Origin of the sequence: Sedimentitalea sediminis (assembly GCF_042687825.1) — a bacterium.
Lineage (GTDB): Bacteria > Pseudomonadota > Alphaproteobacteria > Rhodobacterales > Rhodobacteraceae > Sedimentitalea.
Map to the genome: position 1 here is coordinate 142,943 of NZ_JBHUQE010000003.1, position 21,994 is coordinate 164,936.

Here is a 21,994-nt window from a genome sequence, read left to right on the forward strand (position 1 = left end):
CGGCACAAGAAGCCGATCAGAAGGTGAGCACGGAATGCAGGCCACAGACAGGCGGATCGCGGTGCATCGTGTCACGATGGTGGGTCTTGGCGGCATCGCTGGGCTGGCGCTGTGGGCGCTTGGCCGGCAATGGGGCAGCGCCGGAATGCCGCCGGCGCTGTTTCTCGCGCTGTTCACCTATGTGACCACACTGGTGTCGGTGGCGCTGGCGCTGTGCGGTCCGATCGAAGTCCCCCGCGCCCTGCGCGGCGGCGCGCTGTCGGCGATCTTTGTCACAGCACTGATCAGCCTGGCTGGTCAGCGCTATGTGGTGGCCACCGAGCTGCTGGAAGACCCTGTCATGCTGAGCGTCGCCACCGTGATGGTGCTGTATCTGACGCCGTTTCTGATCGTCTGGATGCGCGACCGCCGACAATGGCGGCGGTATGCCAGCCTGTTTGATGCCGCCTGGACCATGCTGATGCGCTATACGATCGCCTGGGTGTTCGTGGCGATCTTTTGGCTGGTGGCGTTTCTGAGTGATGCGCTGCTGGATCTGGTGGATGTGACGGTGATCGACTGGGTGCTGCGCACCGATTGGGTGCGCTTTGCCGTCAGCGGTGCGATCCTGGGGCTGGGGCTGGCGGTGGTGCATGAGTTGCGCGGAACCTTGTCGCCCTATCTGGCGCTGCGGCTGTTGCGGCTGTTCGTTCCGGTGGTGCTGACAGTGGTGGCCCTGTTTCTGGCTGCGGTGCCGTTTCGCGGTCTGAGCCAGTTGTTCGGCGAGTTTTCAGCGGCGGCGACCCTGATGGGGGTCGCGGTGATGGCGATCACGCTGATCAGCACGGCTCTGGATCAGACCGATCTGGCGGCCGTGCAGTCCAGAGGTCTGCGTCTGGCGACGCGGGCGCTGGCGGTGCTGCTGCCGCTGCTGACGGCGCTGGCGATCTGGGCGGTGGTGCTGCGGGTACGCCAGTATGGCTGGACCCCGGATCGCATTCTGGCCGGTCTGGTGGCGCTGTTTCTGCTGGCCTATGGTCTTGGCTATTGCATCGCTGTGCTGGGCGGCGGCGGCTGGATGCGGCGGATCCGCTCGACCAATGTCGCAATGGCGCTGGCGGTTATCGCGGTTTCGGCGCTGTGGATGACCCCGGCACTGGATGTGCACCGGCTGTCGGCAAACAGTCAGCTTGACCGCTTTTTGTCCGGACGCAGCACATTGGACGAACTGGCGCTGTGGCAGATGGGGCATCAGTGGGGCCGGGCCGGGCAGGCCGGGCTGCAGCGGCTCGAGGCAATGACGGACCACGCGGACCATGCCGCACTGGTGGCGCGCATCGCCGATGTGCGGACCCAGGTGAATCCGTTCCAGTTCGAACAGGCGGCCCGGCGCCGCGCCGCGCCGGATCAGGCGCGCGCGCTGTTGGCCCTGATGCCGGTGCGCCCCGAGAATGTCCAGGTCCCGCCGCTGTTGCTGGCGGCCGCGCCACCCTATCGGCTGCAACGCTGGCTCGAAGGCTGCCGGCGCAGCCTGCCGGACGGGCGCGCCGGCTGCGTGCTGGTGCAGGGGCCCTTTACCCCGTCAGCGGATCAGCGCGAACAGGGCATCCTGCTTTACCTCGACGCTCAGGGGCGCGGCCGTGCCGACCACCTGGTTCTGCGTCCCGAAGGCAAGGTCACCGTGCGCGATGTCTTTGACCCGGTGGCCAATGACTGGCCCGATCTGCCACCCGCTGCCGTTGCCCAGGCGCTGGACGGCGGGTTCCGGATCGCGCCCAGCGGCAGCCACGCGCTGTTTCTGGGCGGCTCGACCCTGGCGCCGGGTCAGTAGCCCGGCGCCGTGGGCCGCGAAACTGTTTAGAATTGCGGATGTTGGGCCTTTTTTAAGACCTGAATTGCGATGCTCCCCGATATCAGAAAAAGGGGCCGACATGCATGGTCTGATCAACAAGGCTGTTCAATCGTTTTTTTGCACGACCTATGGTGTGGATCGATGGGTGACCGTGACCCAGGCGGCAGGCCTGGAATTTACCGATTTCGAGGCAATGCTGGTCTATGACGAAGAGCAGTCGGCCCGGATGCTGGACGCGGCAAGCGCGGAACTGGGCCGCCCCCTGGATGAGGTGCTCGAAGATTTCGGCACTTTCCTGGTGTCCAACCCTCAAACCGAAGCCCTGCGCCGGCTGCTGCGCTTTGGCGGCGTGACCTATGTCGAATTCCTGCATTCCCTGGACGACCTGCCCGACCGGGCGCGGCTGGCGGTTTCGGACCTGCATTTGCCGGCGCTGGAGCTGCGCGAGCATGCGGCGGGGCTGTTCAGCCTGACCTGTCATCCCGGACTGCCCGGTTTCGGCAGCGTGATGGTGGGCGTATTGCGGGCGATGGCGGATGATTACGGCGCCTTGGCGATGCTCGAGCGGACAGGCGGCGGTCAGGGTCCCGATGTCATCACCATCACGCTGATCGAAACCGCCTTTGCCGAGGGCCGCAGCTTTGATCTGGGGGCACGGGCCGGATGATAGATCGCGATCAACTGGCGGATACGCTTGACCTGATGTGCCCGATGCATGTCCTGCTGGATCCGACCGGACATATCGTCCGTGTCGGACCGACGCTGCAGAAACTGCGCCCCGCGGCGCCGATGGCCGGCGTGCGGTTTCTGGAATTGTTCGAACTGAGCCGACCGCGGGCGGTGGGCAACATGGCCGGTCTGCTGGCGACCGCGGGGGCGAAACTGCACCTGCAGTTCCGCGATGCGCCGCGAACCTCGCTGAAAGGGGCGATCGTACCGATTCCGGACGACTCCGGCGCCATCGTCAACCTGTCCTTTGGCATTTCGGTGCTGGATGCGGTACGCGACTATGCGCTGACCAGCGCTGATTTTTCGGCCACCGATCTGACCATCGAACTGCTGTATCTGGTCGAAGCGAAATCCGCTGCAATGGAGGCGTCCCGCAAGCTGAACCAGCGTCTGCAGGGGGCGATGATCGCCGCCGAGGAACAGGCCTTTACCGACACCCTGACCGGGCTCAAGAATCGCCGCGCGATGGATCACGTCCTGGCCCGGATGGCCGCGGCGCCGGCTCCCTTTGCGCTGATGCATCTTGACCTCGATTTCTTCAAGGCGGTGAACGACACGATGGGGCATGCTGCCGGCGATCACGTGTTGCAGCAGGCGGCGCGGATCATGGTCGAAGAGACCCGCGATGAGGATATGGTGGCGCGGATTGGCGGTGACGAGTTCGTTCTGGTGTTTCACCAACTGATGGACCGCATGCGGCTGGGACGGATCGCGCAGCGCCTGATCGACCGTCTGGAAGACCCCATGCCGTTCGGCGGTCAGATCTGCAAAATCTCGGCCAGCATCGGTACCGTCCTGTCCGAACAGTCTGCGGCGCGGGATCCGGCGGAGCTGCTGCACAAGGCCGATATGGCGCTCTATGCTTCGAAACATGCCGGCCGGGGGTGTCACAGTTTTTACAGCGAAGCCATGACCGAAATGTCCGAAGATATCGTGCCAATCGGCCGCGCCGAGCCGGGTCAGGCAGGTCGCTCTGAGCCGCCCGAACAATCCGAAGAACCCGGGCGCGCCGCCTCGTGAGCGGTTGCGCGGCCCCGGGCCATTGAGGTTGCGGCCAGCTTCGCGCGTCCCAGGGCCCAACGGCCTGCTGATGGCGGTGGTTGACACGGCCCCGGCCGGACAGCCGTCGGACAGCACGGGATGTGTTTGCCGGACAGAGGCAGCGGGCACCTGACCGGGGTCGCAGTCTTTGCTTGGGCGGGGATATGCCGGTGCCGGAAGGGGGAAATTTCCGCCGAATTCATCAGATATGCGCATATCACCGCCAATGCGGGCTGCCAGCCGGGCCGGGGGCTCCTGGCGGACAAGTCTGCCCTTGCGGCGGCCAAGCCGGGCGGCTTAGTCTCAAGCTGTTGAAATGCAGAGATTTGCGGTTCGGCGGCGCGACACGCACCCGGACCACCCCGGGGCAGGCAGGTGAGTACAGGTATGGGGAAGACAGTTTCGTGATCGCCAGGGACTCATGCGGATTTTTCTGACCCTTCTGGCCGCGCTGCTGGTCGTGGCCGTGGGTCTGTCGGCCGTCCAGTTGTTGCAGTCCTGCGGCCTGCGCCTGCCGTTCACCCAGCGGGAGATCAGCTTTTGCGACGCTGCTGACACTCTGCAGATACGCGCCGACCTGAGGCGTACCGACCGGGCCAACGCCGATCTGGCGGCACAGGTCGGGGCATTGGAACGGGCGCTGGGGGAACGGGTTTGCAAGGCCGACCCACCAGCGCCGCCGCCACCGTCTCCACCGCCGCCGCCGAAACCAAAGCCGAAACCGAAAACCCCCAGCGGCCTGGCGCCGGACGCCTTTGACGGGCGCGATATTTCGGTGATGAAGGGCTGTTGGCAACTGTCCTCGGATTATGCCGTGCGCGACATCAATACCGGGCGCATCACCCGGTTCAGATACTGGCGCATCTGCTTTGACGCCAGGGGCAACGGCACTGAGCAGATGCGCTCGACCAGTGGCGTGCGCTGTAACGGTCGACTGACGGGCCAGATGCGCGGCAACGGCACCCTGACCATGCGCGAGCCGGGCAATCTGCGCTGCGATGACGGCTCGTCGATCTTTCGCCGCGAGGTCACCTGCAAGCTGGACCGGCGCGGCAACGCCAATTGCGACACCTACCAACCCGAAACACAGGGCCGGGGCGCGGCAACGCTGCGCCGGGCCGGGAGATAACGGCGATGGCTGACCATTTTCTGTCCAAGATCCGCGTGACCTCCGAGGATTTCGTCACCGCCGGCGACGTGCCGGCTCTGGAACGCCATGCCGAACTGAAGGCGCTGCTGACCGAACGGGCCGGACCCAAAGTGGCGGCGCTGTTCGCCGAACCGCTGATCAGCCGCGGCAATGACACCGCGCCGCCGACCGTGGCCTGGTACAGTGAAAACATCGGCGAGCCGCGCCCGCTGGACCGGCTGTCGCCGATCGAGCGGGACCGCGCCGAGACCTATCTGGCCGAGCATCTGCGCCCCTTGCGGGCGCTGGCGGCGGACCCGGCCACCGCCGACCTGGCCCTGGCGGCGCTCAGTGTCTACGGGCGCGACGATGTGGTTCTGGTCGGCGACCGCCCGGTCATCGTGAACTGGGGTCTGCTGCCGGATGGCGGCGGGGCCAATGCCGTCAGCCGACCGGCGCATTTTGCGGCCACTCTGGGGCGCTATGTGGCGTTGACCCCGGCCCAGGACGCGGCGACCGGCCCGGTGCCGGCGTCGGCAATGGCCTCAGCGGCGGTGACGCCTGCGGCCCTGGCATCTGCGGTGGCCGAACCGCCGGGCGCGGAACCTCGGGTGCCGCGGGCAATCACGCCACTGGCCTGGGTGCCGCTGCTGGTCCTGCTGCTGCTCGCCGGGGCGGCTCTGGCCTGGCTGTTGATGCCGGGGACCCGGCTGTTTCACACCGCCGCAACGCCGCCGGTGGTCACCGATGCGGCGGCCTTACGGGCCGCGCGGGCTCTGAACGACAGCCTGCGCGAGCGCAGGGCGGCCTTGCAGGCGGCGGTGCAGGGGGCGGTCTGCCGGCCCGACGGGGTGCTGGTATTGCCCGATGGGCGCACGCCGGAGGGTCTGACCCCGCCCGCCGTGGGCGTCAAGCCCGAGCGCAAGGCCGGCGCCGCGCCGGATGCATTGCTGCCCAACAGCCCGGCGCGCGTATTGTTGCCGGACAAGACCGGCGAGGCCAGCCTGCTGGCACTGATCGAGGCCCGGACGGTGCTGGTGTTGGCCAGTCCGGGCGACAGCCGGGTGACCACCGGGTCGGGGTTCCTGATCGGGCCGGGGCTGGTGGTGACAAACCAGCACGTGATCGCTCCGAGCCAGGTGGAAAACGGTCAGATCCTGGTGACCGGCGGGGCGTTGTCGGGACCGCAGACCGCCACCGTTCTGAAAACCCATGGGCCGCTCCTGGACACCGGCGGCGATTTCGCGCTGTTGCAGATCGAAGACACCGGCGCAGCTGCTTTTTCCGTGCATCTGCCGTCCGGGTCGCTCAAGCTGCACAACGTCGTGGCCGCCGGTTTTCCTGGCGACGTTCTGGAAACCGATATCAGCTATGCGGCCCTTAAATCGGGCGATCTGAGCGCGGTCCCGGGGCTGACCGTGACCGACGGCATCATCAACACCGAACAGCAGATCGGCCCGGATACCCATGTGCTGATGCATTCCGCGGCGTTGTCCAGCGGCAATTCCGGCGGTCCGCTGGTGGACATGTGCGGCCGGCTGGTGGGGGTGAATTCCTTTGTGCGTCAGGGTCGGCTGCAGAACCGTGGCTTTGCCCTGACCACCGGTGATCTGATGGCGTTTCTGACCGGCACAGCCGCCGCGCCGCAGATCGACAGCCAGCCCTGCAGCCCGGTCGTGATGCGGGCGCAGGCCACTGCCGACCCGGATGCGACACCGGCCGGGACTCCGGGCAAGGCCGGGGCGAAATAGAGGCCCGGCATGTTCGATACCTTTCTGGTCACCACATCCTCCGAAGGTCTGCAGCCGCTGGGCACGGCGGCACAGCGCTCGTTCGAGCTGATCACCGGCACCTTGTCGGCACGGCTGGGCGACGAACATGCCCGGCTTTTTGCCGAACCGGTGGCCACCGAACATGGCGACAGGATCGACTGGCATGCCCCGATGCCCGGCGCGGCGACGCCGCTGCCGGATCTGACCGAGGACGACCAGCGGGCGCTGCACGACCGGCTGGGCAGGCTGGTGGCCGATATCCGGGAGGAGGCGGATCGCCTAGCCGCCAGCGCCGATGCCCAGGATCAGCGCCTGTCCGAGGCGCTGGCCAATGCCATCGAGATACCGGACGAGGCGATGATCTATGCGCTGCGCGACCCGGACGGTGTGCTTCATCCGGTTCTGGTGCATTGGGCCTGGTTGCAGGATGGGCAGAAATCCGTGCGCGGTCTGCTGACGGCCATGGTACCGCGTCCACAACCGGCGCCGGTTGTGGCAACCGGGGCCGATGCCGGGTCACGGGCGGCTGCGACGCTGCCGTGGTGGTGGCTGATTCTGCTGGGCTGGCTGCTGCTGGCGGTGCTGCTGGCCTATGTCCTTTATCTGCTGATCGCGCCCTGCGGGCTGAACGGTGTCCGCCCGGTCTATTGCCCGGCGCCGGCACCGCCGGTTTCGGCCATCCCCGGCGAGAGGGCGGTGATCGAGGACGAGATCGCGGCGCTGCAGCATGAACTGGCGCTGCGGGACCGCGCCTGTCAGCCGACGATCCCGGTGCTGCCGGCGCAACCGGCAGCACCCGAGACACCTGCGAAACCGGCCCCGAAAAAGACCCCCGCGCCGCCGGACAAGGCGAAAGACAAGGCCGACCTGGCCCCCAAGGCGACGGCGCGCCGGCTGGTGGATCGGGGCGGCAAGCGTGGTGCGCTGAATTTCGTGCTGGCCTGGTCCACCATCGACGATATCGACCTGGCGGTGACCTGCCCGGCGGGACAGACCGTGTCCTATCGCAACCGCGGCGATTGCAATGGCAATTACGATCTGGATGCCAACGTGAAACGCGCCGAAGCGGTGACCGATCCGGTCGAGAACATCGTTTTTGGTCCGGCGGTACCGGGGCTGTACAAGGTGCGTGTCCACCTCAAGAGCGAGCGGACCGCCGGTGAAAAGGCGGTTACCCTGCACGTCATGCGTCAGGATGGCCGGACGCAGTCATATTCTGGTACAGTCAGCGGCAAGACCCCCGAGTGGTCGCTGAACATAAGCATATCAAGGTAGGCAGGATGCAGCATTCCGTAAATTTGGCGCAGCTGGTCGATTGGCGCGACGAGGTAACCCTGGTGCCCAATTCCGGCACGCAGATCCTCGATTTCGGCTTTCGACTGGACAGGCTGGAGCTGAAGAACGCGCGGTTTGTCGAACGCGTCATCGGAGGCACCGAAGAGGCCGAGGAATGGGCGCTGCTACCCCTGACCGGCGATGCCGAAAGCGACGCCGGGATCGAAGACAGCGCAACGGCCGAAGATGACGAATATTCGGTGCGTCCGGTGGCGGCGCTGGAGCCTTTTCTGTCGAAATGGCTGCCGGTGCCGGTTTTGCGCATCAAGACCGATCGCGGCGTCGGCGGCGAGGAACGCTTTGATCCCGGCCCGTCCAGCTGGGCGCGGATCCGCACCGTCGAACTGGACGAGCCGGACCCCGAGACCGGCCATACCCACCGCGTGCAACTGGCGCTGGACACGGCCCTGATCGAGGGTGACCAGCAGTTCCAGTATATCGCGCCCGACCGCGGTGACGCGGAAAAGTCGCGCGATTTCAGGTTCGTCTCTGACCCGGCGCGGATGGACTGGTTCCTTCGCCGGCTTCAGCCGGACAGCGACGGACAGATTCTGGATCTGCAGAAATGGGTGTCGGACTGGCTGGACGATACATTCATGGCCTACAAGCGCGCTGAGCGCCCCGGGCGCCGGATCACCCATGACGACCTGCCGCATAAGTTCGAGCACTGGGCGCGCTATCTGGCCTATCTGCGCCTGATCGATCACGCGGTGAACATTCCGAAACTGCGCCTCGCGGACACTGTCAGCCCGCGCGACAGCGTCACCCCGGTCGAGGTCGAATTGGTGCTGGATGTGGGCAATTCGCGCACCTGCGGCATCCTGATCGAACGCTTTCCCGGCGATTCCCGGCTGGATCTGGCGCGCTCGTTTCCGCTGGAGGTGCGCGACCTGTCGCGGCCGGAACTGCACTATTCCGGCCTGTTCGAAAGCCGGGTCGAGTTTTCCGAGCACCGCATGGGCGACGAACGCTATGCCAGCCGGTCCGGGCGGCGCAACGCCTTTCTGTGGCCCAGTTTCGTGCGCATCGGCCCCGAGGCGCTGCGGCTGGTGGCCGGCGAAGAAGGCACCGAGACCGCCTCGGGCCTGAGCAGCCCGAAACGCTATCTCTGGGACGACAGGCCGGTGTTGCAGGACTGGCGCTTTCACCACCATTCCGACCCCAACAACCTGCCGAAATCGCTGCGCGCCGCAATGCGTCACCTGAACGAGGCCGGCGATGTGTTGGAACAGATCGAAGCCGATGAAAAGGCCCGGCTGCGGCCACGCGGCAAGACCCCAAAGACGCCGGCGATCCGGCCGCGGTTTTCGCGCGCCTCGCTGTTCGGGTTCATGCTGGCCGAGATCATCGCGCATGCGCTGATCCAGGTGAACGCGCCGGCCAGCCGGGCGCGGCGGCCGCAATCGGAACTGCCCCGGCGGCTGGACCGGATCATCCTGACCCTGCCGACCGCGACTACGGCGCAGGAACAGGCGATCATCCGCTCCAAGGCACGCGGCGCGCTGGCGCTGGTCTGGGCGACGCTGGGGCTGAAGGACGGCGAAAGCAGCATCGCTCGGATGCCCGAACTGATCGTCGAATGGGACGAGGCCAGCGCCACCCAGCTGGTCTATCTCTATTCCGAGCTGACACAGAAATTCGACGGGCGGATCGATCGTTTTCTGTCGCTCAAAGGCACGCTGCGCCCGCGTCTGGCCGAGGGCGCACCCGAGCCGTCCCTGCGACTGGGCTGCATCGACATCGGTGGTGGCACCACCGATCTGATGGTGACCACCTATTGGGGCGAGGCCGGGCGGGTGTTGCACCCGCGCCAGACCTTTCGCGAAGGCTTCCGGGTGGCGGGCGACGACATGCTGCAACGCATCATCGCGGCGATCATCCTGCCGGGGCTGCAGCAGGCGATCGAGACCGCCGGCGGTCGCTTTGTTGGTGAAAAGCTGCGCGAGCTGTTTGCTGGCGATATCGGCGGGCTGGACCAGCAAAGCGTTCAGAAACGCCGGCAATTCGCGCTGCGGGCGCTGATGCCGCTGGCGGTCGAGATCCTGAACGTGTGCGAGACCGCGGGCGAATTTCAGCCCCTGACACTGGCGGTGCGGGATGTTCTGGAGCTGGGGGCCGAACCCGCGTCGTCAGAAGCCCACGTGCCGGATGCGCTGGTGGCCTATATCGAGGAAGCCGCCCGCGATCTGGGGGCCGGGGAATTCCGCCTAACCGATGTCGACCTGACCTTTTCGCGCGAGGATGTGGACGCCATTGCCCGCGAGGTGTTTCAAAAGGCGCTGAGCAACCTGGCCGAGGTGATCGACCATCTGGGGGTGGATGTGGTGCTGCTGACCGGGCGGCCGTCGCGCCTGCCGGCGGTGCGGGCGATTCTCGAAGAGATGCTGGTGGTGCCGCCGCACCGGCTGGTGTCGATGCACAGCTACAAGACCGGGCGCTGGTACCCGTTCCGTGACCCGGTCACCCAGCGCATCGGGGATCCGAAATCGACGGTGGCGGTGGGCGGCATGCTGATCGCCCTCAGCGAAAACCGGATCCCGAACTTCAAGGTCGAGACCCGCGCCTTTCGTATGCAATCGACCGCGCGCTATATCGGCGAGATGGACACGTCGGGGCAGATTCTGACCGACCGGGTCCTGTTTGCCGATGTCGATCTGGACGCGCGCAAATCCGAAAGCGATCTGGTGGCACGGATCACCATGTACACGCCGGTCTATCTGGGGGCGCGGCAATTGCCGCTGGAACGCTGGACCACCACACCGCTGTATCGCCTGGATTTCGCCACCCAGTCAGCCCAGGCGCGCGCGCCCCTGCGGGTGACGTTCGAGCGTGCCGAATTCGATGGCGATCCTGACCGCGAGACCAGCGATACGGTGCTGCGTCGCGAGGCGATGCGCGAGGCCTTTGTCGTGACCGAGGTCGAGGACAACGAAGGAACCGCCATGAAGAGCGGCGAGGTCGATCTGAGCCTGCACACGCTGGGCTTTGAAGACGAGTACTGGATAGATACCGGCCTGTTCCGGCTGTGAGGAGATTGCGGCAATGACGGCACCAGAACAAGACAGGCTGGCCACGGAATGCACCGGGTTCGCCGAACTGACGGAACAGGCGCTGGCCTGGGTCCGCGATCCCGAAAACGCCGAACTGGTCGGGGCCGAGACCAAATCCCTGGTGCAGATGATGCGCCGCAGCGCGCGGCGGGCGCGGCGTCTGGCCCGGGCGGCGCGCACGCGCATGTCGGTCAGCGTTTTTGGCCCCAGCCAGGCGGGCAAGTCGTTTCTGGTCTCGGTGCTGGCACGGCCCCAGGACGGTCCGCTGATCGCCGATTTCGGCGGGCCGGACGGCGCTCTGGATTACATCCGCCAGATCAACCCCGAGGGCGAGGGCGAAAGCACGGGTCTTGTGACCCGTTTCACCATGGACCGCACAGCCACGCCCGAGGGCCATCCGGTGCGGCTGACCCTGCTCAGCGAAGCCGATATCCTGCGCACGCTGATCAACAGCTTTTTCATGGATGGCGACCGCAGCGAGCCCAGCCCGGAACCGGCCGAAATCGCCGCCCATCTGGACGCGTTCAAGGCCCGCGCCGGGGTGGCGCGGCCCGGTCTTGACCCCGACGACATGCACGAGGTCGGCGAATATGTCGAAACCGTCTTCGGCCGTCAGGCCTATGCGGTCGCCCTGCGCCCGTTCTGGGACGAGGCGGCTGTGATCGCGCCTGGGCTGAACCTGACCGACCGGGCGGCCTTTTTTGCATTGCTCTGGGGCGGGCATCCGGCGCTGGGCGATCTCTATCAGCGGCTGGCCGGCGCGCTGGAACAGCTGGGCCATGCCGAAGAGGTGTTCGCCGGTCTGGACGCGCTGGTGCCCCGCGAAACCTCGATCATCGATGTCAAGACCCTGAGCGGCGCCGCCGACGCGACCGCGCTGACGGTGATGGCGGCCGATGGCCGTGCCGCGGCGCTGCCGCGCTCGGTGATCTGCGGGCTGGCGGCGGAACTGGTCCTGCCAATGCAGAGCCTGCCCTCGGCGATGTTCGCCGAAACCGACCTGCTGGATTTTCCCGGGGCGCGCAACCGGTTCGAACAGGATCTGGGCAAGGCGCTGGCCGAGGATGCCGATGCGATCCTGCCCGAACTGCTGTTGCGCGGCAAGGTCGCCTATCTGTTCGACCGCTACGTGCAGAACCAGGAAATCACCTCGATGCTGCTCTGCGTGCCCGACAGCAACATGGAGACGGTCGATCTGCCGGGACTGGTGCAGAACTGGATCGCCACCACCCATGGCGCCACGCCAGTACTGCGCGCCCAGACCGATTGCGTGCTGTTCCTGGTGCTGACCAAGTTCGACAAGCATCTGTCGGATTCCGCTGCCCAGGGCGGCGATCAGACCCGGTTCGAGCGGCGGATGAGCGCCTCGCTGCTGGAGAAATTCGGCCGCGGCAGCGACAACTGGGTAGAGGAATGGGTGCCGGGACAGCCGTTTGCCAACTGTTTCTGGCTGCGCAACCCGAATTTCTATGTCGATGGTCTGATGGATTACGATGCCGGCAAGCGCGAGACCGCCATTCGCGGCGACAAGCAGGCACGCATGGCCGAACTGCGCAGCGGCTGCCTGGCCGCGCCCGAGGTGCGGCGCCATTTCGCCGATCCTGCAGCGGCCTGGGACGCCGCATTGTCGCTGAACGATGGCGGCGTCGGCTATCTGACCGCGGCGCTGGAACGGGTCTGCAGGCCCGACAGCAAGCTGCGCCAGATCCGCGCCCAGCTGGACACCGCCCGCACCGATCTGCGCCAGGCCATGGCGCCGTTTCATGTCAGCGACGATGTCGAGGCGCGCATCGCCGAAAAGCAGCAGGCTGTAACCCGGGTCATCGACGATCTCGAAGTGGCGTTGTCCCGGCACCGGTTCGGCGCGGTGCTGGCAGCGCTGATGGTTGATCAGGATGAAATCGAGGGCCGCATCGCGCGGGTGCCCAGTTCGGTGCGCATCACCAGCGCGGTCAGCGCCGCCAGCGGTGCCAACGGGCGCATCGCCGACGCCGCGGTTCTGCAGCGCCCGGCGCGTCCGGATCGTCCGCAACGTCCCGACCGGGAACCGGCCCGGGCCGCGCCGGCACCGGCCAGCGATATCCGGACGATGACGCTGGAACAGTTCCAGGCGGAAACCGCGATCGAAATCTGGATCGACCGGATGAAGCGGTTCCGCGACGATCGCGCCCGGCGCGGGGCCTATGGGCTGGGCGAAACCGGCGCCGGCGACCTGGTGGCCGAACTGATCCACGCCGCCCGGCGCACCGGTCTGGGCCGCGGCACGGCGGCGCAGCTGGAACAGATCAATTTCGGCCTGAATGTCGAGAAACAGGCGCAGCCCGCAGCGATTCTGGGGGCCGAGAGCATCAATCGGTTCGTCTCGACGCTGGGCATGCTGGACGTGCCCGCCGCCGAGCGGCCGCAGGTGCGCGGCCAAAACGGTGACAGCCGGCCGATCTTTCAGCGTCCGCCGGCCTCGGATGATGTGGACGACCTGCCGGTGCAACCCCGGGCCGTGGCCGAGCAGGTCTGGACCGACTGGGTTTTTGCGCTGGACGCGGTGTTTGTCGCCAATGCCAAGGACGGTGCCGGCGGCGAGGTCAACATCGAACAGAACGTGCGGCTGGGCCGGATCCTGGCAGCGTTGCAGGGGCAGGGCGCAGAATGAGCCTGTCGGTTCACCCGGATCCGCAGCACCCGGCAGGTGGCTATGCGTTTCTGGAACTGCCGGCCGGCAGCCTGCCGGACGCGCAGGTGACGGTGGCGGTGTTTGACGCCTATGGCGAACGCTGGCTTGCGCCGTCCGGCGAGCCGGGCGGGCGGATTACCGTGGGCGACGGCAATTGGCAATCCGAGCGCATCGGCTTTGGCCCCTACGAAGTGCATCGTCACGACGGGGCTGACTGGGTGCGGATCGGCCCCGAAATCGTCAACAAGCTGCAGGAATACGCGCCCCTGCGTATCGAGGTGGACCGGCTGTCCTTTGACATCGCCTGGCCGGACGATGTGCCGCCCCGCGCCGGGGCGGCGGTGCTGGGCGGGCTACAGCCGGTGGTGCGCAAACCGGCGGAGGTCCGTTCCGACCAGTTGATCCGATCGCGGCTACCCAAGCCGCCTGCGCCCGAGGTCGAAGCGGCACCGCGACCAGCGTCTGACGCGGCGCTGACGCTGGCGCAGGAAACCCGCCGGGGCAGCCGGTTGCTGCGGAACCTGGTGCTGACGGCGCTGTTGGTACTGGCGTTGGCGATCTGGTATTTTTGGCCCCGCGACACCGCTCCGGTGGCCAAAGATGCCGGGGTCCGGGACGCGGCCTGCAGCCCGGCAGCACTGGCGGCGGTTCCCGGCGGTTTTGCGGCCACCGCCGATGCGATCCGGACCTGCGGTGCAGATGTGCCGCCAGGCGTGGCGCTGCGTCTTGTCGAAGAAGCCGCCGACCGCGACGATGCCGATGCGCTGCTGCTGTTCGGCACGCTTTATGATGGCGCCCGGCTGGACGCCCGCATCGAGAATCTGATCGGCCTGACCTTTGAGGATGACCCGGCCAAGGCGGCGGAATACTATGCCCGCGCCGTCAGAGCCGGAGCGACTGACGCTTCAAAGCATCTGGCGGCGGTCTGCCGGACTCTGTCCGGTGCAAATGCGACCTTAGCCAAAGGGGCTCATGATGATTTCTGTTCGTAAGCGGTTTTCTGTCTGCACCCGTCGCGCCGTTGCGGTGGCGTGTCTTTTCGGGGGACTGGTCGTCGGCCTGCCCGCCGCACCGCTTTTGGCGCAGGACAACCAGCGCCCGCTGCTGGTCGAGGGGCGCAAGACCGTCTACCAGCGCGTGCTGACCCGTCCCGGCGCCTTGCATCACGCCGCGCCCGAGGCCGCGCCCACGCGTGGCTATCCGGCCTTTCAGCCGCTTTATGTCTATGCCGAACAGCCCGGGTGGTTTCAGGTCGGCCCCTCGGTCTCGGGCGGACCCGCCGGTTGGGTCGAGGCCGGATCGGTGGTGCCTTGGAAACAGAATATCGTTGCCGCCTTTACCAACGGAGCCGGGCGGCAACGTCAGTTCCTGTTCGACAGCGAAGAGCGGTTGCGCACCCTGATGGAGCATGAATCGCTGCGCGAGATGCAGACGCGGATGCTGGCCGAGGTAGCAGCCGGTGCGGTGCCCGAAAGCCGCGGCATCGTCGCCGCCGAGCCGCCGGAATTCGTCAATATCGTCGATCAGCTCTACCTGATGCCGATCCTCGACTTTACCCAGGATCTGCACCCGCTGAACTACGAGGAAAACCTGCTGATGAAGGTCGCCTCGGTGCCGTTGCGCGAGGATGGCAAGCCGGCCTCGGCCTCGGCGGCGAATTTCGACGCCGGTATCGTCTTTGTCTTTGACACCACCCAGTCGATGGACCCGTATATCCAGCGCACCCAGGCGGCGGTGGAACAGGTCGTGCAGAATCTGCGCGGCACCGAAATCGGCGACCGGGTGCAGTTCGGCGTGGTCGCGTTTCGAGACAGTCCCGAGGCAGCCCCCGAGCTGCAATATCGCACCCGCACCCTGTTGCCCTTGCAGCGGCGTCAGGATCAGACCCCGGTCGTGGCCACCATCCGTGCCGCCACCCGCGTGGCCCAGGCCAATTCGCCGGGTTTCAACGAGGACAGCCTGGCCGGGGTCGAGGACGCCGTGGATCTGACCGACTGGAGCGGCGGCGGTGCCGATCCGTTCGACGCGCGCATCGTGATCCTGATCACCGATGCCGGTCCCAAGGATGTGCGCGATCCCAATGCCCGGTCGCGGATCGGCGCCAAGGAATTGCAGCGCAACGCGCAGGACAAGGGCGTGGCCATCATGACCCTGCACCTGCAGACGCCCGCCGGCGGCCCGGCGCAGCATGCCTATGCGGCCGCGCAGTACCGCGATCTGTCGCGGTTTCACGACGATACCTTCTATTACGGTATCGAGGACGGCTCGCCGCAGGCCTTTCAGGCCACGGTGACCCGGCTGGTGACGGCGCTGACCGACGTCATCCGCGTGGCCCGCAACGAACAGCGGGTGCTGGCCCCCGAAGAGGCCGGGCCGGAACTGGTCAATCTGGGACTGGCGCTGCAACTGGCCTATCTGGGGCGCCTTAAGGGCACCCAGGCGCCGGACGTGATCGAGGGTTGGGTGTCGGAAAAGGCGGTCGAGGATCCGACCCGGCTGGCGATCGAGCCGCGTCTGCTGGTCACCAAGAACGAGTTGGCCACCATGGCCGATCTGCTGTCGCAACTGTTGACGCTGGGCGAACAGAGCCGTGGTGCCGACGATGCGGCCAGCTTTTTCACCCAGGTGCGCGACGTGGTGGCGCGGATGGCGCAGAACCCGGACCGCCTGGTCAACACCGGCAGTGACACGCTGGGCGGGGCGCTGGAATTTCTCGAGGACCTGCCCTATGAAAGCCAGCTGATGCTGACCACCCAGGAACGCTGGGCGCAGAGCGCGATGAACCGGCGGGCGATTCTGGACGGGATGCGGCAGAAACTGGTGCAATACCGCAAATGGCTGCTGGACCCGGCGGTCTGGACGCCGCTTTATGATGGCGCGCCGGATGGCGAATATGTCTTTGCCATGCCGTTTGACGTGCTGCCCTGAGCGCGCATGTCGGCGGGTCTGAACCTATCCGATGGTCATGTCACCCTGCGCGACGGCGACCGCAGCTTTTGCCTGCGGGTCGGGCATCTGCGGGTCACCTCTGGTCAGGCGGTGGCTCTGTCCGGGGCCAGCGGGTCGGGCAAGACCCTGTTGCTGGAACTGCTGGGGCTGTTGCGGGCGCCGGGCACGGGCACGCGCTATGCCTGCGGCGACCGCGATCTGGCCGGGCTGTGGCGGCAGGGCGCGCGCAGCGCCGGACTGGCGCAGACCCGCGGCCGGCTGTTCGGATTCGTACCCCAGACCGGCGGGCTGATGCCGTTTCTGACGGTGGCCGGCAACATTGCCCTGCCACAGCAGGTGACAGGGCGCGCCGATGCCGGCTGGTGTGCGGATCTGATCGCCCGGCTGGGCCTGGCCGATGTCGCCGACCTTTTCCCCGCGGCGCTGTCCATCGGCCAGCGTCAGCGCGTCGCCATTGCCCGGGCGCTGGCGCATCGCCCGGCCTTTGTCATCGCCGACGAACCGACCGCGGCGCTGGACAGCGACAGCGCCGACGGCGTGCTGGACCTGTTGCTGGAGACCGCGCGCGGGCAGGGGGCCGGTGTGATCCTGTCCAGCCATGATCTGGCGCGTATCGCGCGGTTCGGCATACCGCGCCTGCACCTGATCGCCAGCGCCAGCGGCCGGCAGGTGACCAGCCGGCTGGAGACCGCGCCATGCTGATCGCGGCGCTGGCCTGGCGCGACCTGATGCGCGATCGGTTCTTTCTGTACTGCAACGTCGCGGTGATGGTCGGCATTCTGGTGCCGCTGCTGGTGCTGCTCGGGGTCAAGAACGGCGTCTATGCGGCGCTGATCGGTGAGATGCTGGCCGACCCGGCAAACCGGCAGATCGACACGCTGGGCAACGCGGCGTTTTCCGAAACCGACCTGGCGCCGTTGCGCGACTGGCCCGAGATCGCCTTTTTGACCCCCAAGGTGCGGGGGCAGTTCGACTATATGAACGTGCGGGCGCAAGGCGGACGGCGGATGCGTCCGGCGCTGGTCATTCCCAGCGGAGCCGGGGACCCGACCCTGCCGCCGGGCACGCGGATCGGTCCGGATCAGGTGGTTGTCAGCGCCCAGCTAGCGGCGCAGCTGCAGCTGACCGCCGGTACCCGGTTGGAGCTGATCAGCCAGGCCGAGGGACGGCCCCGGCAACTGGTCCTGCCGGTGACCGTCGCGGCCGTGCTGCCCCAGTCCGCCGTGTCCGGGCGCGCGGTGCTGGCGCCCTTTGCGATGCTTGATCTGATCGAGGCGTATTACGATTCCTATGCTCTGCCGCAGCATGGCATCACCGGCACCCGCGATCTGGCCCAGCGGGTGCCGTCCTACGAGGGCGTGCGGGTCTATGCCAGACGGCTCGAGGATCTGGCCGAGCTGCAGGCGCGGCTGGAAACGCAACTGGGCATCGGCACCACCGCGCGCACCCGCGACGTTCAGTCCCTGCTGGGGTTGGGGCGCAAGCTGAACCTGGCGCTGGGGCTGACCGCGCTGCTGGCGGCGCTGGGACTGGGCGCGGCGCTGGTGCTGGGGTTCTGGTCGGATGTCCAGCGCAAAAAGACAGTGTTGGCGGGCATTGCGCTGTTGGGGGTGCCCGGCGCGCGGCTGGCGCTGTTTCCCGCGGTGCAGGCGCTGATCACCTCGCTGATCGGGTTGGTTCTGTCCTGCCTGCTGTATCTGGCCGCCGGGCCGCTGGCGACGGCCCTGTTCGGGCAGGGACTGCCCGAGGGCGCGGCGCTGACGCTCATCACATTGCCGCAGGCGCTGGCGATCTGCGCGGCGGTGCTGGGCCTGACGCTGGGCGCTTCGGCGGTGGCGGCCTGGGCGGCGCTGCGCCTGGATCCGGCCAGCGTGCTGCGCGAGGGGGCGTGAGGATGCGCAAGCTGCTGGCCATGGGATTGGCGATCTGGACGGGGGCCGCAGCAGCGGAACCCCGCTGGCCGACCGAACTGTACGATCCGGCAGCGGACAGCGCGCCTGCCGACCTGATCCTGCCGATGCCCTGCGGGGCGAAAATGGCGTTTCAAAAGGTCAGCGTTCCGGTCGATGCGTCGGATCCGCTGGCGGATCGGCGGGTGCGGCTGGGCCGATCGCAGGATCAGACCGGCTATTCCGACTATCTGTTGCCGGCGCATCTGCGTGGTCCGTTCGAGGATGCCGAGACCGGTGCGACGCATTACTACATCGCCCGATACGAGCTGACCCGCGGCCAGTACCGGGCGCTGAGCGGCGATTGTGCGCCACCGACCCGCGTCGACCGGATGGCGCAGGGCGGGCTTGGCTGGTTCGATGCGGTGGCAGTGGCGCGCGACTATTCGCAATGGTTGTATCGAAACGCGCCCGGGGAGCTGCCGCGCGCGGGCGAGGCCCCGGGTTACGTGCGCCTGCCGACCGAGGCGGAATGGGAATATGCCACCCGGGGCGGCGCGCGCATCGACGCCACCCGGTTTCCCGCCCCGACCTTTTTCGGCAATGGCGAGCTGCGCGCCTATGCCCGGTATCAGGCCGCCGGATCGGCGCGTGGCAAACTGGGGCCCGTGGGGCTGCGCAAACCGAATCCGCTGGGTCTGTTCGACGTCTACGGCAATGCCGAGGAACTGATGCTGGAACCGTTCCGCCTGAACGCCATCGGTCGCGCCGGCGGTCAGGTCGGCGGCATCGTCACCCGCGGCGGCTCGGTTCTGTCGACGGCGGATCAGATCGATAGCGCGCAGCGCACCGAATACCCGCCCTTTGACGTCGGGACCGGCGCGCCGACGCGCAGCCCGACCTTTGGGGTACGGCTGGTCCTGGCGGCGCATATCGCCACGTCGGACGCGCGTCTGCGCCGCATTCGCGACCGCTGGGTCGCCCTGGCCGGTTCCGGTGCCGCCGAAGAAGGCCACACCCTGGATCCGGTGGCCCGCATCACCGGGCTGATCGAGGCCGAGGTCGATCCGCGGCGCAAGGCGGCGCTGGACGGGCTCAAGCTGGAGTTCCGCCGATCGCGCGATCGCGCCCAGACCGCGTTGCAGCAATCGGCCCGGGCGACGCTGCTGGCGGGCGCGGTCTTTGTCGACTCGCTGGACGAGAACGCCGCCGACATCCGCGACAAGGCCGGCAATATCCGCATGCTGATCGACCTGCAGCGGGCCGGCGAAAACAGCGCCGTCTACGGCCGGCAGGTCGAAAAGCACGTCGCCGAGATCAAGCAGATGCGGCGCATCCAGTCGACCTATCTGCTGTCGATCCGGGCCGCTCTGGAAACCCTGACGACCGATATCGGCGCCGCCGAACGCGAAGCCGCCTATAACGTGCTGCGCGAGGAACTGTCGCTGTCAGGCCGGCAGCAGACGCTGCAGGTTCTGGACCGGTTCTGGGCCGATCTGTCGGTCTATGGCGACCGGCCCGACATCAGTCCGGCGGATTTGCTGCAGGTGGCGCTGGATTGATACCCCGCGCGGGCAGGGCGCCGCATTGCCGCGGTATTCACATTCCCGCCATTCAACCGCCCATGATCGGCCAAAAACCCCGGTCAAGCTTGACATCAACCGGCATGAGTGGTCGGCTTGAAACAGCAGTTTGGTATTTCCATGACACAAGGCTGTCGGGTCGCTCTGGCGACGCTCCGGGTCTTGTATTCGGTGAGGTTAGAAAAATGATTGCACGAAAATTCTGTACGACGCTGGTGGCGGCCAGTCTGATTGCCGTCCCGGTTCAGCGCGCCCAGGCAAATGACGCGGCGGCCCTGTTGGGCGGCGCGTTGCTGGGCGGGATCATCGTCAACGAAGTTCACAAGAACAAGCAGCGTCAGCGCGCATCGACGCAGCGCCGGACCTACAAGTCTTCCACCTCGTCGGCGCAGCGCGCAGAGAACCGCCAGGTTCAGACCGCGCTGAACTATTTCGGCTATCACGTCGGCACGGTCGACGGCTCGCTGGGCCGCAAGAGCCGCGCCGGAATTTCGCGCTATCAGGCGGAGATGGGATTCCAGCCCGATGGTTATCTGGACGGGCACGAACGCGACTTCCTGCTGGGCAGCTATCAGCGCGCCCTGGCCAGTTCCAGCGTGCCGCCCTACAATCAGGTCGTCGCCACGCAGGGGTATAACGGGCTGTTGCGGACCTATCGCAACGAACAGCTGGGCATCGCCACCCCGCACACCACGCCCGGCATCCAGTCGGCCGTCGCTCCGGCACCGGCGCCGATGCCGGCCCCCATTCCTGCCCCCGTACCTGCCCCGGCGCCGGTCGCGGCACCTGCGCCGACCCAGCCCGAACCGGTCACCGCGCGCGCTGACACCGGTGCCCTGCCGAAATTCACGTTCGGGCAGGTGCCGCGTTCGGTCAACGAGCATTGCAACGAGATCAACGTGCTGACGGCGGCCAATGGCGGCATCACCACGGCAGGCCGGGTGACCGATGCCGAGTTTGCGCTGAACGAACAGTTCTGCCTGGCACGGACCCATGCCATGGCGGAAAGCACCTCGATCGTGTCGACCATCCCGAACATGACCGACGCCCAGGTCACCCAGCAATGCGAAGGTCTGGCACAGGCGATCGCGCCGCAACTGGTGGCACTGGAAACCGCACGCCCGGACAAGGTGATCGGCGACACGGCCAGCTTCCTGCAGGAGTCGGGCCGGCCGATGGATCAGCTGGTCTCGGCGGGCAAGGTCTGTCTGGGCGTCGGATACCGCACCGACAACGCGGCGATGGCACTGGCCTCGGCGGTGCTGCTGTCCTCGGCCGGTCAGCTGGGCTATGGCGAAATGGTCAGCCACCACATGCGCGAGGGCTTTGGCACCGCCAAGGCATCGCCGCAGCAATCCGGCGCCTGGATGAGCCTGGCGATGGATGCGCTGGCCGGTGGCGGCTCTGCGGTCCTGGGGCAGTCTTCGGATCGCGTGGCGGTTCTGCGCGATGCGATGCAGGGCGGCAGTTCGCCCTCGGGCGCGGTTTCGGCATTGCCTCTGTTCCCGGCCCCGTCGGGCAACTGAGCCGACGACATGAAACGCGAACCGCCGGTGCAGTCCCCTGCGCCGGCGGTTTGCTATTTGGCTTCGGAATACCCTGAAACCCGGCGCTTCAGCCCTTTTTCTTCAGGATTTCAGTGCGCTTCTTTTCGTATTCGCTTTGCGAGATCGCGCCCGCATCCGACGCTGCCTTGAGATCGGTCAGTTCCTGTCCGGTGGTGGTGGTCGAAACATTGGTTTCGGTCCTTGCGCCACCGCCGCCGCAGGCAGACACGGTTGCGAGAGACAAGACGAGAAGACAGCTTATGCCGATGCGTTTCATGTGCTTTCCTTGATGCTGGAAACGTTTCGGTATCTGTATCCGAGACAAGGGACGGGTCAAGCCGCCAGCGGATCTGGACTGGGGAAAGATGGCTTTGTGGCGGGGTGAACACAACCTGTTGCATCTGCAAACGTGTGCTGGTCCGCGACCGCAAATTGCGAACATCAAGACCGATCAGGCGCTGGATTTCT

General features: G+C 66.8%; 15 protein-coding genes. 14 read left to right on the forward strand and 1 reads right to left on the reverse strand.

The annotated features are described in order from the left end of the window. Positions 1-34 precede the first annotated feature (34 nt). The 14 genes from ACFMPD_RS03940 to ACFMPD_RS04005 all read left to right on the forward strand — a co-directional run bounded on the left by ACFMPD_RS03940 (position 35) and on the right by ACFMPD_RS04005 (position 21,505). Positions 35-1,810 (forward strand): hypothetical protein, encoded by a 1,776-nt coding sequence (locus ACFMPD_RS03940; protein WP_380992013.1) that lies wholly within the window; start codon positions 35-37, stop codon positions 1,808-1,810. Positions 1,811-1,910: 100 nt separating this feature from the next. Beyond that, positions 1,911-2,498 (forward strand): heme NO-binding domain-containing protein, encoded by a 588-nt coding sequence (locus ACFMPD_RS03945; protein ID WP_380992015.1) that lies wholly within the window; start codon positions 1,911-1,913, stop codon positions 2,496-2,498. Next, positions 2,495-3,580, forward strand: a complete 1,086-nt coding sequence (locus tag ACFMPD_RS03950; RefSeq protein ID WP_380992018.1) for a diguanylate cyclase domain-containing protein — start codon at positions 2,495-2,497, stop codon at positions 3,578-3,580. The genes ACFMPD_RS03945 and ACFMPD_RS03950 overlap by 4 nt, the downstream gene beginning before the upstream one ends. 442 nt (positions 3,581-4,022) lie before the next feature. Continuing rightward, positions 4,023-4,730 (forward strand): hypothetical protein, encoded by a 708-nt coding sequence (locus ACFMPD_RS03955; protein WP_380992020.1) that lies wholly within the window; start codon positions 4,023-4,025, stop codon positions 4,728-4,730. 5 nt (positions 4,731-4,735) lie between these two features. After that, on the forward strand, positions 4,736-6,481 hold the full coding sequence (locus tag ACFMPD_RS03960) for a trypsin-like peptidase domain-containing protein (protein WP_380992022.1): 1,746 nt from the start codon (positions 4,736-4,738) through the stop codon (positions 6,479-6,481). Between the two features lie 9 nt (positions 6,482-6,490). Further along, positions 6,491-7,777 (forward strand): hypothetical protein, encoded by a 1,287-nt coding sequence (locus tag ACFMPD_RS03965; protein ID WP_380992024.1) that lies wholly within the window; start codon positions 6,491-6,493, stop codon positions 7,775-7,777. Positions 7,778-7,782: 5 nt separating this feature from the next. Beyond that, positions 7,783-10,866 carry a virulence factor SrfB gene (locus ACFMPD_RS03970; RefSeq protein ID WP_380992026.1) on the forward strand — a complete coding sequence of 1,028 codons (3,084 nt, stop codon included), beginning with the start codon at positions 7,783-7,785 and terminating at the stop codon, positions 10,864-10,866. Positions 10,867-10,879: 13 nt separating this feature from the next. Continuing rightward, on the forward strand, positions 10,880-13,537 hold the full coding sequence (locus tag ACFMPD_RS03975) for a virulence factor SrfC family protein (protein WP_380992028.1): 2,658 nt from the start codon (positions 10,880-10,882) through the stop codon (positions 13,535-13,537). After that, on the forward strand, positions 13,534-14,550 hold the full coding sequence (locus ACFMPD_RS03980; RefSeq protein ID WP_380992030.1) for a hypothetical protein: 1,017 nt from the start codon (positions 13,534-13,536) through the stop codon (positions 14,548-14,550). The genes ACFMPD_RS03975 and ACFMPD_RS03980 overlap by 4 nt, the downstream gene beginning before the upstream one ends. Before the next feature lie 34 nt (positions 14,551-14,584). Then, a complete protein-coding gene (locus tag ACFMPD_RS03985) occupies positions 14,585-16,486 on the forward strand; it encodes a vWA domain-containing protein (protein ID WP_380992032.1) in 1,902 nt (633 codons plus the stop codon). 6 nt (positions 16,487-16,492) lie between these two features. After that, positions 16,493-17,209, forward strand: a complete 717-nt coding sequence (locus ACFMPD_RS03990) for an ABC transporter ATP-binding protein (RefSeq protein ID WP_380992034.1) — start codon at positions 16,493-16,495, stop codon at positions 17,207-17,209. Then, positions 17,203-18,399, forward strand: a complete 1,197-nt coding sequence (locus ACFMPD_RS03995) for an ABC transporter permease family protein (RefSeq protein WP_380992036.1) — start codon at positions 17,203-17,205, stop codon at positions 18,397-18,399. Before ACFMPD_RS03990 ends, ACFMPD_RS03995 begins: the two co-directional genes overlap by 7 nt. Positions 18,400-18,401: 2 nt before the next feature. Further along, the gene (locus tag ACFMPD_RS04000; RefSeq protein WP_380992038.1) at positions 18,402-19,958 is read left to right on the forward strand and encodes a formylglycine-generating enzyme family protein; all 1,557 of its coding nucleotides are present in this window, start codon (positions 18,402-18,404) and stop codon (positions 19,956-19,958) included. A 206-nt stretch (positions 19,959-20,164) separates the two neighbouring features. Continuing rightward, positions 20,165-21,505, forward strand: coding sequence for a peptidoglycan-binding domain-containing protein (locus ACFMPD_RS04005; protein WP_380992040.1), 1,341 nt, complete (start codon positions 20,165-20,167; stop codon positions 21,503-21,505). A gap of 88 nt (positions 21,506-21,593) precedes the next feature. On the opposite strand, the gene ACFMPD_RS04010 is transcribed toward ACFMPD_RS04005, so the two are convergent. Next, positions 21,594-21,803, reverse strand: coding sequence for an SHOCT domain-containing protein (locus ACFMPD_RS04010; protein ID WP_380992043.1), 210 nt, complete (start codon positions 21,801-21,803; stop codon positions 21,594-21,596). Positions 21,804-21,994 lie beyond the last annotated feature (191 nt).

Coding starts and splice junctions, on each gene's coding strand:
- ACFMPD_RS03940 (WP_380992013.1), top strand. CDS start 35: ATGCAGGCCACAGACAGGCGGATCGCGGTGCATCGTGTCACGATGGTG.
- ACFMPD_RS03945 (WP_380992015.1), top strand. CDS start 1,911: ATGCATGGTCTGATCAACAAGGCTGTTCAATCGTTTTTTTGCACGACC.
- ACFMPD_RS03950 (WP_380992018.1), top strand. CDS start 2,495: ATGATAGATCGCGATCAACTGGCGGATACGCTTGACCTGATGTGCCCG.
- ACFMPD_RS03955 (WP_380992020.1), top strand. CDS start 4,023: ATGCGGATTTTTCTGACCCTTCTGGCCGCGCTGCTGGTCGTGGCCGTG.
- ACFMPD_RS03960 (WP_380992022.1), top strand. CDS start 4,736: ATGGCTGACCATTTTCTGTCCAAGATCCGCGTGACCTCCGAGGATTTC.
- ACFMPD_RS03965 (WP_380992024.1), top strand. CDS start 6,491: ATGTTCGATACCTTTCTGGTCACCACATCCTCCGAAGGTCTGCAGCCG.
- ACFMPD_RS03970 (WP_380992026.1), top strand. CDS start 7,783: ATGCAGCATTCCGTAAATTTGGCGCAGCTGGTCGATTGGCGCGACGAG.
- ACFMPD_RS03975 (WP_380992028.1), top strand. CDS start 10,880: ATGACGGCACCAGAACAAGACAGGCTGGCCACGGAATGCACCGGGTTC.
- ACFMPD_RS03980 (WP_380992030.1), top strand. CDS start 13,534: ATGAGCCTGTCGGTTCACCCGGATCCGCAGCACCCGGCAGGTGGCTAT.
- ACFMPD_RS03990 (WP_380992034.1), top strand. CDS start 16,493: ATGTCGGCGGGTCTGAACCTATCCGATGGTCATGTCACCCTGCGCGAC.
- ACFMPD_RS03995 (WP_380992036.1), top strand. CDS start 17,203: ATGCTGATCGCGGCGCTGGCCTGGCGCGACCTGATGCGCGATCGGTTC.
- ACFMPD_RS04000 (WP_380992038.1), top strand. CDS start 18,402: ATGCGCAAGCTGCTGGCCATGGGATTGGCGATCTGGACGGGGGCCGCA.
- ACFMPD_RS04005 (WP_380992040.1), top strand. CDS start 20,165: ATGATTGCACGAAAATTCTGTACGACGCTGGTGGCGGCCAGTCTGATT.
- ACFMPD_RS04010 (WP_380992043.1), bottom strand. CDS start 21,803: ATGAAACGCATCGGCATAAGCTGTCTTCTCGTCTTGTCTCTCGCAACC.